Annotated in this window: 13 protein-coding genes; 2 read left to right on the top strand and 11 right to left on the bottom strand. The window is 73.0% G+C overall.

Annotated elements, in window-relative coordinates:
- Window positions 1-35 precede the first annotated feature (35 nt).
- The 4 genes from HD593_RS41820 to HD593_RS41805 all read right to left on the bottom strand — a co-directional run bounded on the left by HD593_RS41820 (window position 36) and on the right by HD593_RS41805 (window position 5,311).
- Window positions 36-728 carry a TetR/AcrR family transcriptional regulator gene (locus HD593_RS41820; protein WP_185107976.1) on the bottom strand — a complete coding sequence of 231 codons (693 nt, stop codon included), beginning with the start codon at window positions 726-728 and terminating at the stop codon, window positions 36-38.
- A gap of 33 nt (window positions 729-761) precedes the next feature.
- Window positions 762-2,144: an MBL fold metallo-hydrolase gene (locus tag HD593_RS41815; RefSeq protein WP_185107974.1), complete on the bottom strand. Its 1,383-nt coding sequence runs from the start codon at window positions 2,142-2,144 to the stop codon at window positions 762-764.
- A gap of 53 nt (window positions 2,145-2,197) precedes the next feature.
- A complete protein-coding gene (locus HD593_RS41810) occupies window positions 2,198-3,346 on the bottom strand; it encodes a low temperature requirement protein A (protein WP_185107972.1) in 1,149 nt (382 codons plus the stop codon).
- A gap of 141 nt (window positions 3,347-3,487) precedes the next feature.
- Window positions 3,488-5,311, bottom strand: a complete 1,824-nt coding sequence (locus HD593_RS41805) for a flavin-containing monooxygenase (protein WP_185107970.1) — start codon at window positions 5,309-5,311, stop codon at window positions 3,488-3,490.
- Between the two features lie 155 nt (window positions 5,312-5,466).
- On the opposite strand from HD593_RS41805, the gene HD593_RS41800 reads away from it, so the two are divergent.
- On the top strand, window positions 5,467-6,021 hold the full coding sequence (locus HD593_RS41800) for a TetR/AcrR family transcriptional regulator (protein ID WP_185107968.1): 555 nt from the start codon (window positions 5,467-5,469) through the stop codon (window positions 6,019-6,021).
- Between the two features lie 143 nt (window positions 6,022-6,164).
- Here HD593_RS41800 and HD593_RS41795 read toward each other — a convergent pair whose 3' ends face one another.
- From HD593_RS41795 to HD593_RS41780, 4 genes are all read right to left on the bottom strand, one after another.
- A complete protein-coding gene (locus tag HD593_RS41795; RefSeq protein WP_185107966.1) occupies window positions 6,165-6,839 on the bottom strand; it encodes an SDR family NAD(P)-dependent oxidoreductase in 675 nt (224 codons plus the stop codon).
- 69 nt (window positions 6,840-6,908) lie between these two features.
- Window positions 6,909-7,277, bottom strand: coding sequence for a DUF6223 family protein (locus HD593_RS41790; protein ID WP_185107965.1), 369 nt, complete (start codon window positions 7,275-7,277; stop codon window positions 6,909-6,911).
- A 45-nt stretch (window positions 7,278-7,322) separates the two neighbouring features.
- A complete protein-coding gene (locus tag HD593_RS41785) occupies window positions 7,323-8,888 on the bottom strand; it encodes an ABC transporter permease (protein ID WP_185107963.1) in 1,566 nt (521 codons plus the stop codon).
- Window positions 8,885-9,772 (bottom strand): ABC transporter ATP-binding protein, encoded by an 888-nt coding sequence (locus HD593_RS41780; protein WP_185107961.1) that lies wholly within the window; start codon window positions 9,770-9,772, stop codon window positions 8,885-8,887. Before HD593_RS41780 ends, HD593_RS41785 begins: the two co-directional genes overlap by 4 nt.
- A 209-nt stretch (window positions 9,773-9,981) precedes the next feature.
- Between HD593_RS41780 and HD593_RS41775 the strand changes: the two genes are divergently transcribed.
- Window positions 9,982-10,872, top strand: coding sequence for a LysR family transcriptional regulator (locus HD593_RS41775; protein ID WP_246547004.1), 891 nt, complete (start codon window positions 9,982-9,984; stop codon window positions 10,870-10,872).
- Here the strand turns inward: HD593_RS41775 and HD593_RS41770 are convergent.
- Genes HD593_RS41770 through HD593_RS41760 form a run of 3 tightly spaced genes read right to left on the bottom strand, consistent with a single transcriptional unit; the run spans window position 10,826 to window position 14,335 of the window.
- A complete protein-coding gene (locus HD593_RS41770) occupies window positions 10,826-12,244 on the bottom strand; it encodes a lanthionine synthetase LanC family protein (RefSeq protein WP_185107957.1) in 1,419 nt (472 codons plus the stop codon). The genes HD593_RS41775 and HD593_RS41770 overlap by 47 nt on opposite strands.
- Complete coding sequence (locus tag HD593_RS41765; protein ID WP_185107955.1) at window positions 12,241-13,215, bottom strand: T3SS effector HopA1 family protein; 975 nt, start codon at window positions 13,213-13,215, stop codon at window positions 12,241-12,243. The genes HD593_RS41770 and HD593_RS41765 overlap by 4 nt, the downstream gene beginning before the upstream one ends.
- Window positions 13,208-14,335, bottom strand: a complete 1,128-nt coding sequence (locus HD593_RS41760) for a phosphotransferase family protein (RefSeq protein ID WP_185107954.1) — start codon at window positions 14,333-14,335, stop codon at window positions 13,208-13,210. The genes HD593_RS41765 and HD593_RS41760 overlap by 8 nt, the downstream gene beginning before the upstream one ends.
- Window positions 14,336-14,338: the final 3 nt, after the last annotated feature.

Here is a 14,338-nt window from a genome sequence, read left to right as displayed (position 1 = left end):
ACAACCATCGTGCGCCGCGGCGGCGGCGGCCCGCCTCAGGTGTGGTTCGCGGCGCGGTCCAGGAGCTCGTCGAGCAGGCCCCGCTCGCCCGGCGAATACAGGCCGGGCACCTCGTCGAGCACGGCTTTCAGGCCCACGGCCCGCTGCGCCACGCCCGGAGCGTCCGCCGGGGCCGCCGTGGTGATGGCCGCGAGGATGGCCTCGCGCACGCGGCCGGGGAGTGCGGCGTCGCGCTCCTCGGGAGGGGTGCCGATGAGGGTGAGCGTGAGGCCGACGCCCGCGGCGTGCACCATGGCGACGGCCGCCTCGACGCCGATGGAGAGCCGGCCCGCGACGGCGATGCGCTGGACCAACTGGTGAAGCCGCTCCAGCGACTGCTCGATGACGCGCCTGCGGGAGCCGGGGCTGGGCCGGCCGTACATGAGCAGGTAGTGCTCCGGGTTCTCCAGGCCGAAGCCGACATGCGTGTCGAAGCCGCGGCGCAGGTCGTCCACGGGGTCGTCGGACAGCTCCTGGCTGTACTTCTTCTCCAGGTAGCGCGCGAACCCGTCGGCCGCCACCGCTTCGAGCAGCCCGTCCATGTCGGTGAACAGGCGGTAGAGCGTGGGTGCCTGAACGCCGGCCGCGGCGCCGACGGTGCGCGTCGTCACTCCCTCGCGGCCCTTGTCGCGCAGCAGCGTGGCCGCGGCGTCGATGATGCGCCGGCGGACCTCTTCCCGATCACTCATGAATCAACGATAACAGAATTCTGGTAACAAGAGTCAGGAGGCCATGGCCAGGCCGGACGACGCGGCGCCGGCGAACTCGTCGTCCACCACCACGACCTCCCGCCCGCTCCTGGCCAGCAGCGAGGCCGCCGCGGTGGCCCGGTAGCCGCTGCCGCAGTGCACCCAGACGGCCCCGGCCGGGATGTCGCCGGCGCGGGCCGCGAGCTCGGGCAGCGGCACGTGCACGGCGCCGTCGAGGTGGGAGGCCCGCCACTCGTTGCCGAGCCTGACGTCCAGGATCACGCGGGGGGCGGGCAGCCCGGCCGGTACGTCACCGGCGAGCGCGGCGGCCAGCCCGGCGAACGTCGCCGTGGGCAGCGACCGCACCTGCGCCGGATCGGCGGCGAGCGCCCGGGGCGTGCCGGCCGCCGCCGCGGAGACGTGGTCCACGCCGATGCGTACGAGCTCCCGCCGCGCCTGCGCCACCTCCTCGGGCGTCCGGCCGACCAGCGTCAGCGGCGCGCCCCTGCCGATCAGCCAGCCGAGCCAGGTGGCCATCGGCCCGTCCAGCCCCAGGCTGATCGTGCCGGCCAGGTGGGCCTCGGCGTACGCGGTGCGGTGACGCAGGTCCACCACCCACTCCCCGGCCCGCAGCCGCGCCCGCAGCTCCTCCGGGGAGATGAGCGCCGGCGGGCGCAGATCGACCGGCGCGGGGCCACGCAGGTTGAGCACGCCCATGTGCGCGTAGTAGGCGGGGTAGGCGTCGAGCCCGGCCAGCGTCTGCGTGACGAACGCGTCGGCGGCGAGCCGCAGTGCCGGGTTCACCTGCCGCTCGCGCTCGATGGTGGAGCTGTCGCCGGAGGCCTGGGCGGCCGAGCAGAAGCTGCCGAAACCGTGGGTCGGCCAGATCGCGGCGCCGCCGGGCAGCAGGGCGGAAAGCCTCCGCACGGAGGCGTGCTGCTCGCGCGCCAGCGTGGCGGCGTGCTCGGCCCCCAGCAGGTCCGTACGGCCTGTCGTGCCGAACAGCAGAGAGCCACCGGTGAAGACACCCTCGACCGCCTCGCGGTGCTCCAGCACGTACGACAGGTGGTGGAAGGTGTGGCCGGGCGTGGCCAGGGCACGCAGCCGCAGCACGGGCGAGACCTCGACGACGTCCCCGTCGGACAGCGGCAGGTGCGGGAACGGCGCCTGGTCGGCCGCCGCGACGCCGTAGTGCGCCCCGGTCAGCCTGGCCAGCTCCAGCCCGCCCGAGACGTAGTCGTTGTGCAGGTGCGTCTCGACGACGTGCGTGACGCGCACGCCTGTGCGGCCGGCCAGGGAGAGCACGCGGTCGACGTCCCGCTGAGGGTCGACCACGACGGCGGACTGCCCGTCGGTGGCCAGATAGCTGTGGTCACCCAGCGACGAGGTGGCGATGACATGGACGTCGGCACTCATGAGTGCTCCTATACCCCCGGGTCAGGCGATGGTTCACCCGGGGTGAGCACGCGTCACGCCGGTCGCGAGTCCCAGAACGCGGCGCCGCCGACCACCACCGCCGCCAGGCCGGCCAGGGCGAGCGGGGGCACGAGTGACGGCGCCAGCAGGACGACCGGCGCGGTGACGACGAGCACGGCGATGGCGGCGAGCCTGCTCGCCGGTACGCGGCCGAACACCACCCGCTGGAACACCGCGTGCCCGGCCAGGAACAGCGCGGGGCCGCCCAGGACGGTGAGGGCGGTGCCCGGGCTGATCGGCCCGAGCGGGTGCGCGATGGCCAGCTCGTCGCCGACGGCCGCGACGATGATCCCGGCCACGATGGGGATGTGGCTGTAGGTGTAGGCCGACCGGCCCAGCCGCCCGGTGTCATCGGACTCGGCCACCTTCTCCGCGGCGGCCTCGGCCGAGCGGTCGAAGTACACCCACCACATGGCCACGCTGGTGAGGAACGCGATGGCGAACGCGGCCACCGTCGCGACGGACAGGTGATCGCCGCCTGCCAGGGTCAGGCCGGTGACCAGGATGGACTCCCCGAGGGCGAGGATCACGAAGAGCTGGCAGCGTTCGGCCATGTGGCCGCTGTCGATCGACCAGTCGGCCGTGGTGGCCCGGGGCAGGAACGGCAGCCGGTAGCCGTGCCAGGGCGCGGCGTACTCCGCGGCCAGCGCCACCACCCACAGCACCACCTGCGCCGTCCCACCGGCGAACGCGCCGCCGACCCACAGGACGGCGCTGATCACGTGCCAGCCCAGGATGAGCCGGAAGGTATGCCCGATGGGCTCGTGCCGGGCCGCGAGCGCGACCACCAGCGACCGGCCCACCTGGAGCACGACGTACGCGGTGGCGAACCACAGGGCGCGCGGCCCGAACGCCTGGGGCAGCGCGGCGGCCATGGCCAGCCCGGCCAGCATCATGGCGGCCAGCGTCAGCCGCATGGTGGGGTGGTCGGGGTCCAGGTAGTTCGTGGTCCAGGTGGTGTACATCCACGCCCACCACACGGCCAGGGTCAGCAGCAGGGTCTGCGCCGCTCCGGCCGCGCCGAGATGATCGAGGAGGAGGTGGGAGAGCTGGGTGATGGCGAACACGTACACGAGGTCGAAGAAGAGCTCGACGGGCACGACCTTGGCGGCCTGGCCGCGCGGTCGGAGGATGCCGGCCATGGCCGTCCTTTCGATCGGGGTTCTCAGCCCACCAGCGACTCGGGCCTCGTCGACTTGCAGTGTAATGGCGTAATTGTCACCTGATCTCCGCCGGCCGGAAGGCCGGGCCGTCCGATCGCCACAGCGGACGCGCCCGGATGTTCATCGGTCGCCCGCCAGCACCTCCTCCATGCCGCCCTCGGCGCGCCAGCGGCGCAGCAGGTCGTGGAAGGCGACGGGGCCGGGCCCGTACGTCATGCCGCCCGGGCGGGGCTTGCCCTCGTTGTTGTAGTAGCCGGGCGTACACTCGGCCTGGAACCGGCTGTTGTCCGGCGCCAGCTCCCGGATGGTGGCCACCCACGCCTCCTCGGCGTCCTTGCTCGGCTCGACCACGGCGACGCCGCGCCGGCGGGCCTCGGCGACCACGGCGCCGATGTGGGTGGCCTGCTCCTGAAGGATGTGCACGAAGTTGACCGCGGAGGCGTTCTGCAGGGGGCCCAGGTGGAACAGGTTCGGGAAGCCGTGGCTGTAGAAGCCGTGCAGCGTGCGCGGGCCGCCCCGCATCCAGGTGCCGAGCAGCGGCGCGCCGTCCCGGCCGTACACCGGCAGGGCGCCGGAGACGATGCCGGAGACGCCGACCTCGAAGCCGGTCGCGAAGATGACGCAGTCCACCTCGTACTTCCGCTCGCCGACCACGACCGCCGACTCCGTCATCGCGGTGATGCCGCCGTGGTCGGCGGTGTCGACCAGGGTGACGTCGGGCCGGTTGAACGTCTGCAGGTAGTGGTCGCTGAAGGTCGGCCGCTTGCACATGTAGCGGTACCAGGGCTTGAGCAGCTCCGCGGTGGCGGGGTCCTCCACGATCTCGTCCACGCGGGCGCGGATCTCGTTCATCTTCTGGAAGTCGGCGAGCTCGTCGAGGTAGGCGCGCTGCCCGGGTGACAGGGTGGTGTCGACGGTGCCGGCCAGCAGGTTGCGTTGCAGCCGGGCGGTGCTGGTCCAGCCGTCGTCGATCAGGTCCTGCTCGGCGTGGCCGCCGGTGACGACGGTGAGGAAGTTCTCCATCCGCTCGCGCTGCCAGCCGGGCTTGAGCGAGGCGGCCCAGGCCGGGTCTGTGGGGCGGTTGTCGCGTACGTCGACCGAGGAGGGGGTGCGCTGGAAGACGTACAGGTGCTGAGAGTCGCGCCCCAGGTGCGGGATGACCTGGATCCCGGTGGCGCCGGTGCCCACGACCGCGACGCGCTTGTCGGCGAGCTTGTGCAGGCCGCCGTTCTGGTCGCCGCCGGTGTAGCCGTAGTCCCAGCGGCTGGTGTGGAACGTGTGTCCCTTGAAGGTCTCGATGCCCGGGATGCCGGGCAGCTTCGGCTGGGCCAGGGTGCCGGCGGACATCACGACGTAGCGGGCCAGGAAGTCGTCGCCGCGGTCGGTGCGTACCTGCCAGGCGCTCGCGTCGTCGTCCCAGCGCAGCTCCGTGACGCGGGTGTGGAACATCGTGTCGCGGTACAGGTCGTACAGCCCGGCGATCGCGACGGCGTGCCGGCGGATCTCCTCGCCGGACGCGTACCGCATGGTGGGCACGTGGCCGACCTCTTCGAGCAGCGGCAGGTAGACCGTCGCCTCGATGTCGCAGTGGATGCCCGGGTAGCGGTTCCAGTACCAGGTGCCGCCGAAGTCGCCGGCCTCGTCCAGCATCCGGATGTCCGCCACGCCCGCCTCGCGGAGCCTGGCCCCGGTGAGCAGCCCGCCGAAGCCGCCCCCGACCACCAGCGCCTCGACCCGGTCGCGGACCGGCTCCCGCTCCACCCGTTCGGTGTACGGGTCGGCGGCGTAGTAGCCGAACTCACCGCGGGTGCCCTGGTACTGGGCGTTGCCGTCGGGCCGCAGCCGGCGGTCGCGCTCGTGGCGGTACCTGGCGCGTAGTTCGTCCGGGTCGAAGCCCAGTTCCGCGACGGCGAGGTGGGCGGGCGGCGTCGGAGAGTGGTCCATGGATGACCTTCCGAATCGGGAGTCTGGAGCGGAGATCACAACCGGACAGTCCTGTCCGGTCACAAGATAGCCCGCCTGACTGATCACTGTCGAACGCGCGGACGGCATGACGTCAAGAATGTGGACAATATTGTCCGGTTGATAGTGTGACAGTCATGTCCGTGGCACGTCCGGTGAACAAGGGGCCCCGCGTCGCCGCCCGCAACCGCGCGGCGCTGATCGCGGCGGCCCGCGAAGTGTTCGCCAGCGTCGGCTACGACGCGCCGCTCAGCCTGGTCGCTCGCACCGCGGGGGTCGGCCAGGGCAGCCTCTACCGCCACTTCCCCGACCGGATCACCCTCGCCCTGGCCGTCTTCGACGACGGCGTGGCCGAGCTGGAGGCCCTGGCGGGGGAGCCCGGCGCCACGCTCGACGACGTGCTCACGCTGGTCACCGAGCAGATCATCGCCACCACCGCGTTCATCGACATGGTCGACGCGAACACCGCCGACCCCCGCGCCCTGGCGATGCGCGACCGGGTGCGCGACGTGCTGGCCGACAAGCTCGCCGAGGCCCAGCGGGCGGGAACGGCCCGCGCGGACCTCGACGGCGACGATCTGCTCCTGGCGGTCAGCATGCTCGCCGGCGTCCTCGCCAAGAGGCCCGCGCCGGCCCGCCGGGTCGCGGCCGCCCGGGTGTGGTCGCTCCTACGCCGGGGCATGCACGCCTGACCGCCCCGGGCCTCGGTGTGGCATCACGGTGTGGCATCACGGTGTGGCATCACGGTGTGGCCTCACCTCGGGGCCGGGCTCCCGGGCGCAGCTCACCGGGCGGCCGGCGCGGCCCGCCGTTCAACGATCGCCGTCATGGGTGGCTAGCCGTGGGACGCGGCCGAGAGCTCCTGCCAGTCGTCCCAGGTCTTGAGCCGGCCGGCGTAGACCTGCTGGATCATCGGATAGATGCCCACACCGAAGATCACCCTCAGTGGTGGGTCGTCGGAATCGACGAGCTTGAGGAGCGCCCGGGCCGCGGCGGCCGGGTCCCCGGGGGCAGCTTGCCGGTCATCGCGCCGAGCCGCCGGCGGACGTCGTCGTAGACCGGGTCGGTCCGCGCCGCCGAGCGGCATGGTGATGATCCCCGCGGCCGAGGACAGCTGCACGATGTGCCCGGAGCGCTGCTCGCGCAGGTACGGCAGCGCGGCCTGGATCACCCACACCGCGCCGAACAGGTTGGTCTCCAGCTGGTCGCGCAGTTCCTGCTCGGTCAGCTCCTCGACGGCGCCGAACTGGGCGTAGCCGGCGTTGTTGACGATGACGTCCAACCGGCCGAAGTGCTTCTTGGCCTGCTCGACGGTTTCGAACACGGCCTTCCTGCCGGTCACGTCCAGTTCGAGCGGGAGCACCGCGTCGCCGTAGCGGTCGACCAGGTCGTCCAGGCCGGTGATGGTCCGGGCGGTCGCGGCGACCCTGTCACCGCGGGACAAGGCGGCCTCGACGAACTGGCGGCCCAGGCCGCGCGACGAGCCGGTGACGAACCAGACCTTGCTCATGATGTTTCCCTTCCACCTCGTGTTCGTGTGCCACGAGGCGACGAATCCCGGATCGGAGGGGGCGAAAGGTCAGGCGGCCGATCGGCGGGCGGAGCGAGCGCGCGCCAGCCCGCCGAGGACGATGGCGAGCACGCCCAGCACCAGCGCCACGTAGCCCCCGACGGTTCCGTTGCCGGTGCCGGGACCGCCATCGGCGGTGAGGAGTACCGCCCCGCCGATGACCGTGCCGGCCGGCCCCGCCGCCAGGGCGACGACGGCCCCTCTGCTCCCGATGCGGCCGGCGGGGCGGGCCAGGGCGAGCGCGCCGGCGACCACGCCGGCCAGGCCCAGCAGCGCGGCCGCCAAGGACCAGAGCCGGTCGGCGGTCAGGGCGGAGGGGGTGACACCCGGCGACGGGGCCGCGGCGGCGATCTCGGCGAGCACGGACTGGATGGACATGGGAGGAGATCCCTTCGTTCTGGAGGAAGAAGGTCATGCCGGCCGCTACGAGGACAGGGCGCGCCGGTCGAGCCCCGCCAGCCCTGCGGCGGTGAGGAGCCCCGCGACCGCGAGCATGATCAGGATGGGCAGGACGGTGAAGTCGCCGCCCGAGACGATCATCGGCAGGTTGGGGAAGGGCACGAAGAACCTGGCGGCCCAGTAGTCGATCCCGATGATGGGCCCGAGGACCTCGCCGAACAGGTTGACGAACAGGAAGGCGGCCCACGAGATCGCCGCCGCGGCCCTGGGCAGCAGGCCGAAGGCCAGGATGCCGACCCCGGCGAGCACCCAGACGGCCGGCACCTGGATCAGCGCGCCGCTCAGGACCTTGCCGGCCTGTCCGGACACCAGCCCCATGGTCAGGCCCGCGGCGCCGAGGACGACGGCGCTGCCGAGCACCGCGAAGGCCAGGTGGGAGCAGGCCCAGCGCATCCGGCCGACCGGGGTGGACAGGAGCAGTTCGGCCCGCCCGGAGCTCTCCTCGTCGCGCAGCCGCAGCAGCACGAGGAGCGGGTAGAGGGCCGCGACGTAGCCGAGGCCGAGCACGATCAGCCAGAGGTAGGCCTCGGTCATCGTGGCCTCGGGAGAGGCGGTGTAGCGGCGGAAGAACTCCTCGACGGCGGCTCCCTGCCTGGCGACCTCGGGGATGGACAGGGCCAGCGCCCCGAGGACGAGCCCGGCGGCCGCGTACCCGGCGGACCAGCCGATCAGCAGGCCCCGCTGCATCCGCCAGGCCAGGGCGAGCGGGCTGCGCAGCCGTACGGAGTGAGCGGGGCCCGGACGCTCCGGGATCAGGCCGAGACCCAGGTCCCGCCTGGCGTTGAGGCGGAAGGCGAGGGCCGCCGTGACCGCGAAGAGGGCCAGGCTGAGCAGCAGGACGGCCACGTTGTCGTCCCCGTACGGCCGGACCAGGTGCGACCAGCCCTGCGGCGAGAGCCACTTCAGGGCGGTCAGGCCGCTGCCGTCGGCGATGAAACGCAGGCAGTAGCTCACGCCCAGCCCGATGGCGGCGAGGCCGATCGCGGCGCGGGTGCCCTGGGTGATCTGGGCGGCCAGGGCACCGACGCCGACGAAGACCAGCCCGGCGGCGGTGATCGCGGCGCCGAAGGCGAAGGAACCCGTCGTCCCGGCGCCCGTCATGACCATGGCCGCGGCGGTGACCAGGCCGGCCAGGACGGCGCAGGCCGACGTCACGAGGAGCGCGGCCGTCAGCGGCGCGAGCCGGCCGATGGCACCGGAGCCGGCCAGCTCGGCGCGGCCCGACTCCTCCTCGCCGCGGGTGTGCCGGACGACGGTGAGGATCATGATCAGGCCGAGGACGGTGTAGATGGCGTCGGCGTTCTTCCACACCGCCATGGCGGCGACCGAGGAGGCGTACACCTCTCCGGCGAACGCGGTGAGCGCCCGGTTGGCGCTCATCTCGCGGGCGAAGGCGCCGAGGTCGGGGATGCCGGTCGCGTAGCGGTTGAGCTGGCCCGCGGCCAGGACGGCGAGCAGCAGGATCCAGACGGGCGCGACCAGGCGCTCGCGGCGGGCGATCAGCCTGACCAGGGTCCACGTGCCGGTCATGCCGCACTGTCCTGCGTGGAGTAGTGACGCATGAACAGGTCCTCCAGGGACGGCGGCCGGCTGGTCAGGGCGGCGATCCCGGCCCGGGCCAGCAGCAGCATCACCTTCTCCAGGTGGTCGCTGTCCACCTGGAAGCCGACCCGCCTGCCCTCGACGGTCAGGTCGTGCACGCCGGGCAGGTGGGGGACGGGGCCGAACAGCTCGGCGGTGATGGTCGTCATGGTGAGGTGGCGCAGCTCGGCGAGGGTGCCCGACTCGACGTCGCGGCCGGCGCGGATGATGCTGACCCGGTCGCACAGCGCCTCGACCTCGGACAGGATGTGGCTGGAGAGCAGTACCGTCCGGCCGCGTTCCTTCTCCTCGGCGACGCACTGCTGGAAGATCGCCTCCATCAGCGGGTCCAGGCCGGACGTGGGCTCGTCCAGGATGAGCAGCTCGGCGTCGGAGGCGAAGGCGGCGACCAGGGCGACCTTCTGCCGGTTGCCCTTGGAGTAGGTCCTCGTCCTCTTCCGGGTGTCGAGCTCGAACCGCTCGACCAGCTCGGCCCGCCTCGCGGGGTCCAGGCCGCCGCGCAGCTCGCCGAGCAGGTCGATCACCTCGCCGCCGGTCAGCGACGGCCACAGGCTCACCTCGCCCGGCACGTAGGCCAGCCGGCGGTGCAGCTCGGCGGCGTCCCTGAAGGGATCCCCGCCCAGCAGGACGGCGGAGCCGGCGTCGGCGCGCATCAGGCCGAGCAGGATGCGGATCGTGGTGGACTTGCCGGAGCCGTTCGGGCCGAGGAACCCGTGGACCTCACCGGTCCGGACGGTCAGCGTCAGGCCGTCCAGGGCGTGCGTGCGTCCGAAGCTCTTGCGGAGGTCTTCGACGGCGATCACGACGTTCATGGGGGGCTCCAGTGGACGGAGTGTTGCTACGCTGGCGACAAGGTCGGCGCGCACGTCCTGCCGGCCGATTTCCACTGTGCTGAGGCGCCGGATCCCGATCAACGCCGGGCTTCGAGCACCCGCGATAACGCACGGGTTATCAACGCTGGACGAGAGCCTGAAACGCTGGACGAGAGCCTGGATCGAGCTGGAGTCGGGCCACGATGGAGATGCGTGATATAGCGATCTTCCTGGTGCTCGCCGAGGAGCTGCACTTCGGCAGGGCCGCCGCCCGGCTGCACGTCTCCCAGGCCCGGGTCAGCCAGGCCATCGCCGAGCAGGAACGCCGCCTGGGCGGCACGCTGTTCGACCGCTCCAACCGCCGCAACATCCAGCTCACGCCGCTCGGCCGCCAGCTCCACGGCGAGCTCGGGCCGGCCTACGCCGCCCTGTGCGACAGCATCGAGCGGGCCCGCCTGGCCGCCCGGGGGATCACCGCCGTGCTCCGCGTCGGCATGTTACCGATGAACGTCCACGACCTGCGCCCCTACTGGGCCACCTTCCGCGCCCGCCACCCCACCTGGGAGCTGCGCTTCAGCCATCCGCCCTTCCACGACGTGTTCGGCTGCCTGCGCCGTGACGAGATCGACGTCCTGGTCGCCTGGCTGCCCGTCGAGGAGCCCGATCTCACCGTCGGCCCCGTGCTCTTTTCAGAGCCGCGGGTGCTGGCGGTGGCCGCCGGGCACGAACTCGCCCGGCGCACGTCGGTCTCGCTGGAGGTGGTGAGCGACTTCCGGCATGCGGACACCGAGATCGGGCCGGCCTACTGGTTCGAGGGGTATGTGCCGTCCCGGACCCGGAGCGGCCGCCGCATCGAGCGCGGCCCGCTGGTGCGCAACCCCAACGAGGCCCTCACCCTGACCGGCCTGGGCGAGGTCGTGACCATCTTCCCCGCCCACATGGCCCGGTACGGGGTCAGGCCGGACATCGCCTACCTGGCCGTGCAGGACATGAGCCCGCTGGCGTACGCGCTGGTGTGGCGAACGGCGGCGGAGAACGCCCCGATCCGGGCGCTCACCCGGACCGTGCGGGACCTCGGCCCGCTGGAGACGGGCGGCTGAGCGGCACCCGCAGTGGGGGCGAGTGGGCGCGCCGCCTCTGCGTGGTGTCGGGCGGGCGCCGGCTCGATCCCGAGGAACTGGCCCAGCTTCCCGACGGCACGGCAGCGGAGGCGTGATCGAGTGCCCACCGCACCGGCAGCAGCACGGACGGGACCTGGGGCGAGAAGCGGCGGAGGTAGAAGTAGCCGATCCCGGCCAGGCCGAGCATCAGGCTGGGGGTTTCCGCCGTGTGGGTGCCGCACGGCCAGGGGAACCCCGTGTCCGCGTACCGCTGTTGCCCGTGGGCCGCGACCAGCGCCGGGACGTCCGTTCCGACGGCGTCCGCTCCGAGCAGCGCGCGGGCCTCCTGGAAGGGCTCGGCGTTGCCGGTGAGCCCGTGGCAGAGGGAGAAGTTCGTGCTGCCGCTCTCCACCAGCGGCCCCGTCGCCCGCTCGGTGGTGGCCAGCGCCGTGATCGCGTCCTGCCCCCACCGCGGCTCGCCCAGGTGGGCGTACGCGTGCAGGCGCGACAGCGCGATGCCGGGAGCGCCGTGGCACCACAGGGTCGCGTAGGTGCGGGCGCGGCGGTTGCCCGGGTTCTCCCGGAAGTCCGGCCAGTTGCCCTCCTCGCGGTTCAGCCAGCGGTTCTCGTAACGCATCGCGTTGCGGGCGCCGGCCGCGAACCGTTCCTGCCCGGTCAGCAGGAACGCCTCGACGAGGGCGACGGCCACGCCCGCCGCCCCGTGCGAGATGCCCGTGAGATCACGCTGGTTGCGCACGCCGGGCGAGCGCCAGGACCATCCCGTACGGCCCTTCGCGGCCGAGCCCAGCAACCGGTCCGCGGCCCCGGCCGCGGCCTCGGCCATCGTGCGGTCGCCGATGCGGCGGTACGCCAGGATCAGCGCGAGGACCGCGCCGGCCGTTCCCGACATGAGGTCGTACTGGCGCTCTCCTGGCTCCTCGACCAGCCGGCCGACGTCGTGGGACAGGGCGATCCCCGCCTCGGCGCACTCCGCGGAGCCCAGCAGTGCCCCCACGCGCAGGGCGGCGGCCGCGAGGCCCGCCCATCCGGCGTAGAAGCCGAGGCGGGCGACGGGTTCGACCTGGTCGCGCCGGGAGATCGCATGCCGCATCGCCGCGAGCGCGGTGGCGCGCAACCGGCCCCGGCCGCTGTCCTGGCCGACGGTCGCGGCGAGCTGGGCGAGGAACAACGCCACGCCCGCGCTGCCGCCGTACAGATCGGGGCCGAGTGCCTGGTAGGTCAGGGCCCTGCCGGGGCCGTTCAGCAGGTTCACCGGCTCGGCGCCGACCCAGTTGCAACGTTCCCCCGACCAGACGGCCTCCGCCGCCAGCCGTTCGCCGATGGCCACCGCGGCCCGCAGGTCGCCGGTCATGGCGCCGTGGCCAGGGCTGGGGCGGGACGGGGGTTCAGGTGCGGGGCGTCCAGATCGATCCCGGCGCGGGCGAAGTGCTCTTCGACGGCCGCCAGAACGTCCGGCGTGCCCGATTCGTGCGCTCGGACCATCGCCTCGGCGAGCAGCCGGCAGCGGTGCTCCCCGAAGCTCTCACCGGTTGCCGGGTCCTCGGCCAGGCCGAGGCCCGGCGCCAGTTCCGCGGTGAACACGGGGGTACACGGGGAGAGGAAGCCGCCGATCTCGGCGCGCAGCGCGGCTATCGGCTCGGCCAGCGCGGGGAACTCGTCGCCGGCCAGGTAGACGACCGCCGCGTCGCACCGGGTGAAGGCGGCGGGGTCGTTGAGCACCTTCAGACGGAAGGCCGCGTCGGCGGCGTTGAGCAGGCGCGTCGCGGCCGCGACGAACGGGACGGCTCCGTCCGCGCGCAGGTTCCAGTACAGCCGGAGCATGCTACGGCCGGGCACCGCCTCGATCGGCCTGTCGGCGCACACCAGGTGGAACCCCGGCGACAGTTCGGGCAGCTCCTTGGGCAGCCTCATGGCCACCCACTCGCCGCCGCCGATCAGCTCGGCGGCGTCCACGGTCAGCTCCAGTCCGTTCTTGACGACCATCGTGCCGCGCCGGTCGGCTCCCCGTACCCGCCATCCCCGTTCGAGAGATCCTCTGCCGCTGTTCGCCGCCGACAGGGCGGCGGCGAACGCGCGGCGGCTCGCGGCGGAGCCACGCGCGGTCCAGCTCTCGGGCATGGCCCGGCCGCGACGGTAGAAGTCGTTGTACAGCTGTACGGACAGGAGGTGCACGAGGTGGCCCCGGGTGGCCTCCGGGCTGAGCAGCCGGGCGGCGCGGGCGGGCAGCCGCGGCGACGGCTTGCCGAACCAGGCGTAGCGGGCCGGCAGGTGGACGCGCGTGGCCGCGACGGCCCCGGCCACCAGCAGACGGACGTCACTCATCGCTTCTGTCTCCTCCAGCGAGGGCTTCGGGTGCGGGCTCCGGGTGCAGGCCGAGCAGGTGCTCGATCGCCTGCTCGGGCTGGACCAGCACGTTCTCGGCGAGCTGGGTCAGGCACACCACGGTCGCGTTGACGCGGGCCGCGCCCTGGGTGCGTTCGTAGGCCGTCTGCAGCAGGCGGGCACCGGCGTACCGGACGCTGCGGACCAGCGCCGCGTCCGCCGCCGCGGCGTCCCACCCGCGGGTGTCCGTGTAGGCCGCCCAGAAGGCGCGCATCGACGTGCGCATCCGCGCCAGCGGGTGCTCGGCCAGCTCCAGGTAGCGGTCCGGCAGCTCACGGCCGGCCAGCGGGATGGAGGTCAGCCAGCAGCCCAGGTAGGCGCCGAAGACGGACCCGGTGTCCCAGCAGGCGTCGCCCAGATCCCCGAACTCCCAGTCGACGAGCACCACCCGGGTACGCCGCCGCGACCGCCCGGCCGCGACGGCCAGGCAGTTGTCCCACTTGAGGTCGTGGTGAACGAAGGCGTCGGCCCGCCAGCCGTCCCGCAGCCCGGCGAGCGCGGCACGCATCGGCGCGGACGACTGGAGGATCCGTACCAGCTCGACGCCCGCGTTGCTCATCTCGCGGTAGAAGGCGGGGCCGGGACGGTCGAGCGCGAGCACCCACGGGATCCTGCCGGAGAACCGTCCCGGCCTGGACCGCACCGCCTCGGCGGCGCGGTCGTGCAGATCGGCGAGAGCCACCCCGAGCCGCGTCCCCATGGAGGCGGGGAACCGGCGGGCGCGCGCGTGGTACGAGGTGAGGTCCAGCGCACCCGGCAGGGACTGCAGGACGAGCACCCCGCCGTCGGGATCGTAGGCGTGGCAGCGCGGCACGGCGTCGCGGATCCCGCCACGCCGCCGCCCCAGCGAGCCGAGCAGGTCGTAGACCGCCGCCTCGTGCGCGAGCGAGCCGCCGCCCTGCTTGACGAACAGCTCGACGGACGGCTCGCCGCTCACCAGGACGTTCTGGTTGCGGCGAGACACGTCGGCCAGCGTGAGGCTGCCGTCGACCACCGCCTCATGGGGCACGTACCGCCGATCGAGCAGGTAGGCGATGAGCTCGGGTAACGCGAGAACCATCGA

The organism is Nonomuraea rubra (assembly GCF_014207985.1).
Lineage (GTDB): Bacteria > Actinomycetota > Actinomycetes > Streptosporangiales > Streptosporangiaceae > Nonomuraea > Nonomuraea rubra.
Note: the sequence above shows the minus strand (reverse complement) of the source record. Positions and strands in the feature narration are given on the sequence as shown.

Bases quoted from the DNA above. Each gene is read 5' to 3' on its own strand.
- HD593_RS41820 (WP_185107976.1), bottom strand. From the start codon at position 728: ATGAGTGATCGGGAAGAGGTCCGCCGGCGCATCATCGACGCCGCGGCC.
- HD593_RS41815 (WP_185107974.1), bottom strand. From the start codon at position 2,144: ATGAGTGCCGACGTCCATGTCATCGCCACCTCGTCGCTGGGTGACCAC.
- HD593_RS41810 (WP_185107972.1), bottom strand. From the start codon at position 3,346: ATGGCCGGCATCCTCCGACCGCGCGGCCAGGCCGCCAAGGTCGTGCCC.
- HD593_RS41805 (WP_185107970.1), bottom strand. From the start codon at position 5,311: ATGGACCACTCTCCGACGCCGCCCGCCCACCTCGCCGTCGCGGAACTG.
- HD593_RS41800 (WP_185107968.1), top strand. From the start codon at position 5,467: ATGTCCGTGGCACGTCCGGTGAACAAGGGGCCCCGCGTCGCCGCCCGC.
- HD593_RS41795 (WP_185107966.1), bottom strand. From the start codon at position 6,839: ATGAGCAAGGTCTGGTTCGTCACCGGCTCGTCGCGCGGCCTGGGCCGC.
- HD593_RS41790 (WP_185107965.1), bottom strand. From the start codon at position 7,277: ATGTCCATCCAGTCCGTGCTCGCCGAGATCGCCGCCGCGGCCCCGTCG.
- HD593_RS41785 (WP_185107963.1), bottom strand. From the start codon at position 8,888: ATGACCGGCACGTGGACCCTGGTCAGGCTGATCGCCCGCCGCGAGCGC.
- HD593_RS41780 (WP_185107961.1), bottom strand. From the start codon at position 9,772: ATGAACGTCGTGATCGCCGTCGAAGACCTCCGCAAGAGCTTCGGACGC.
- HD593_RS41775 (WP_246547004.1), top strand. From the start codon at position 9,982: ATGCGTGATATAGCGATCTTCCTGGTGCTCGCCGAGGAGCTGCACTTC.
- HD593_RS41770 (WP_185107957.1), bottom strand. From the start codon at position 12,244: ATGACCGGCGACCTGCGGGCCGCGGTGGCCATCGGCGAACGGCTGGCG.
- HD593_RS41765 (WP_185107955.1), bottom strand. From the start codon at position 13,215: ATGAGTGACGTCCGTCTGCTGGTGGCCGGGGCCGTCGCGGCCACGCGC.
- HD593_RS41760 (WP_185107954.1), bottom strand. From the start codon at position 14,335: ATGGTTCTCGCGTTACCCGAGCTCATCGCCTACCTGCTCGATCGGCGG.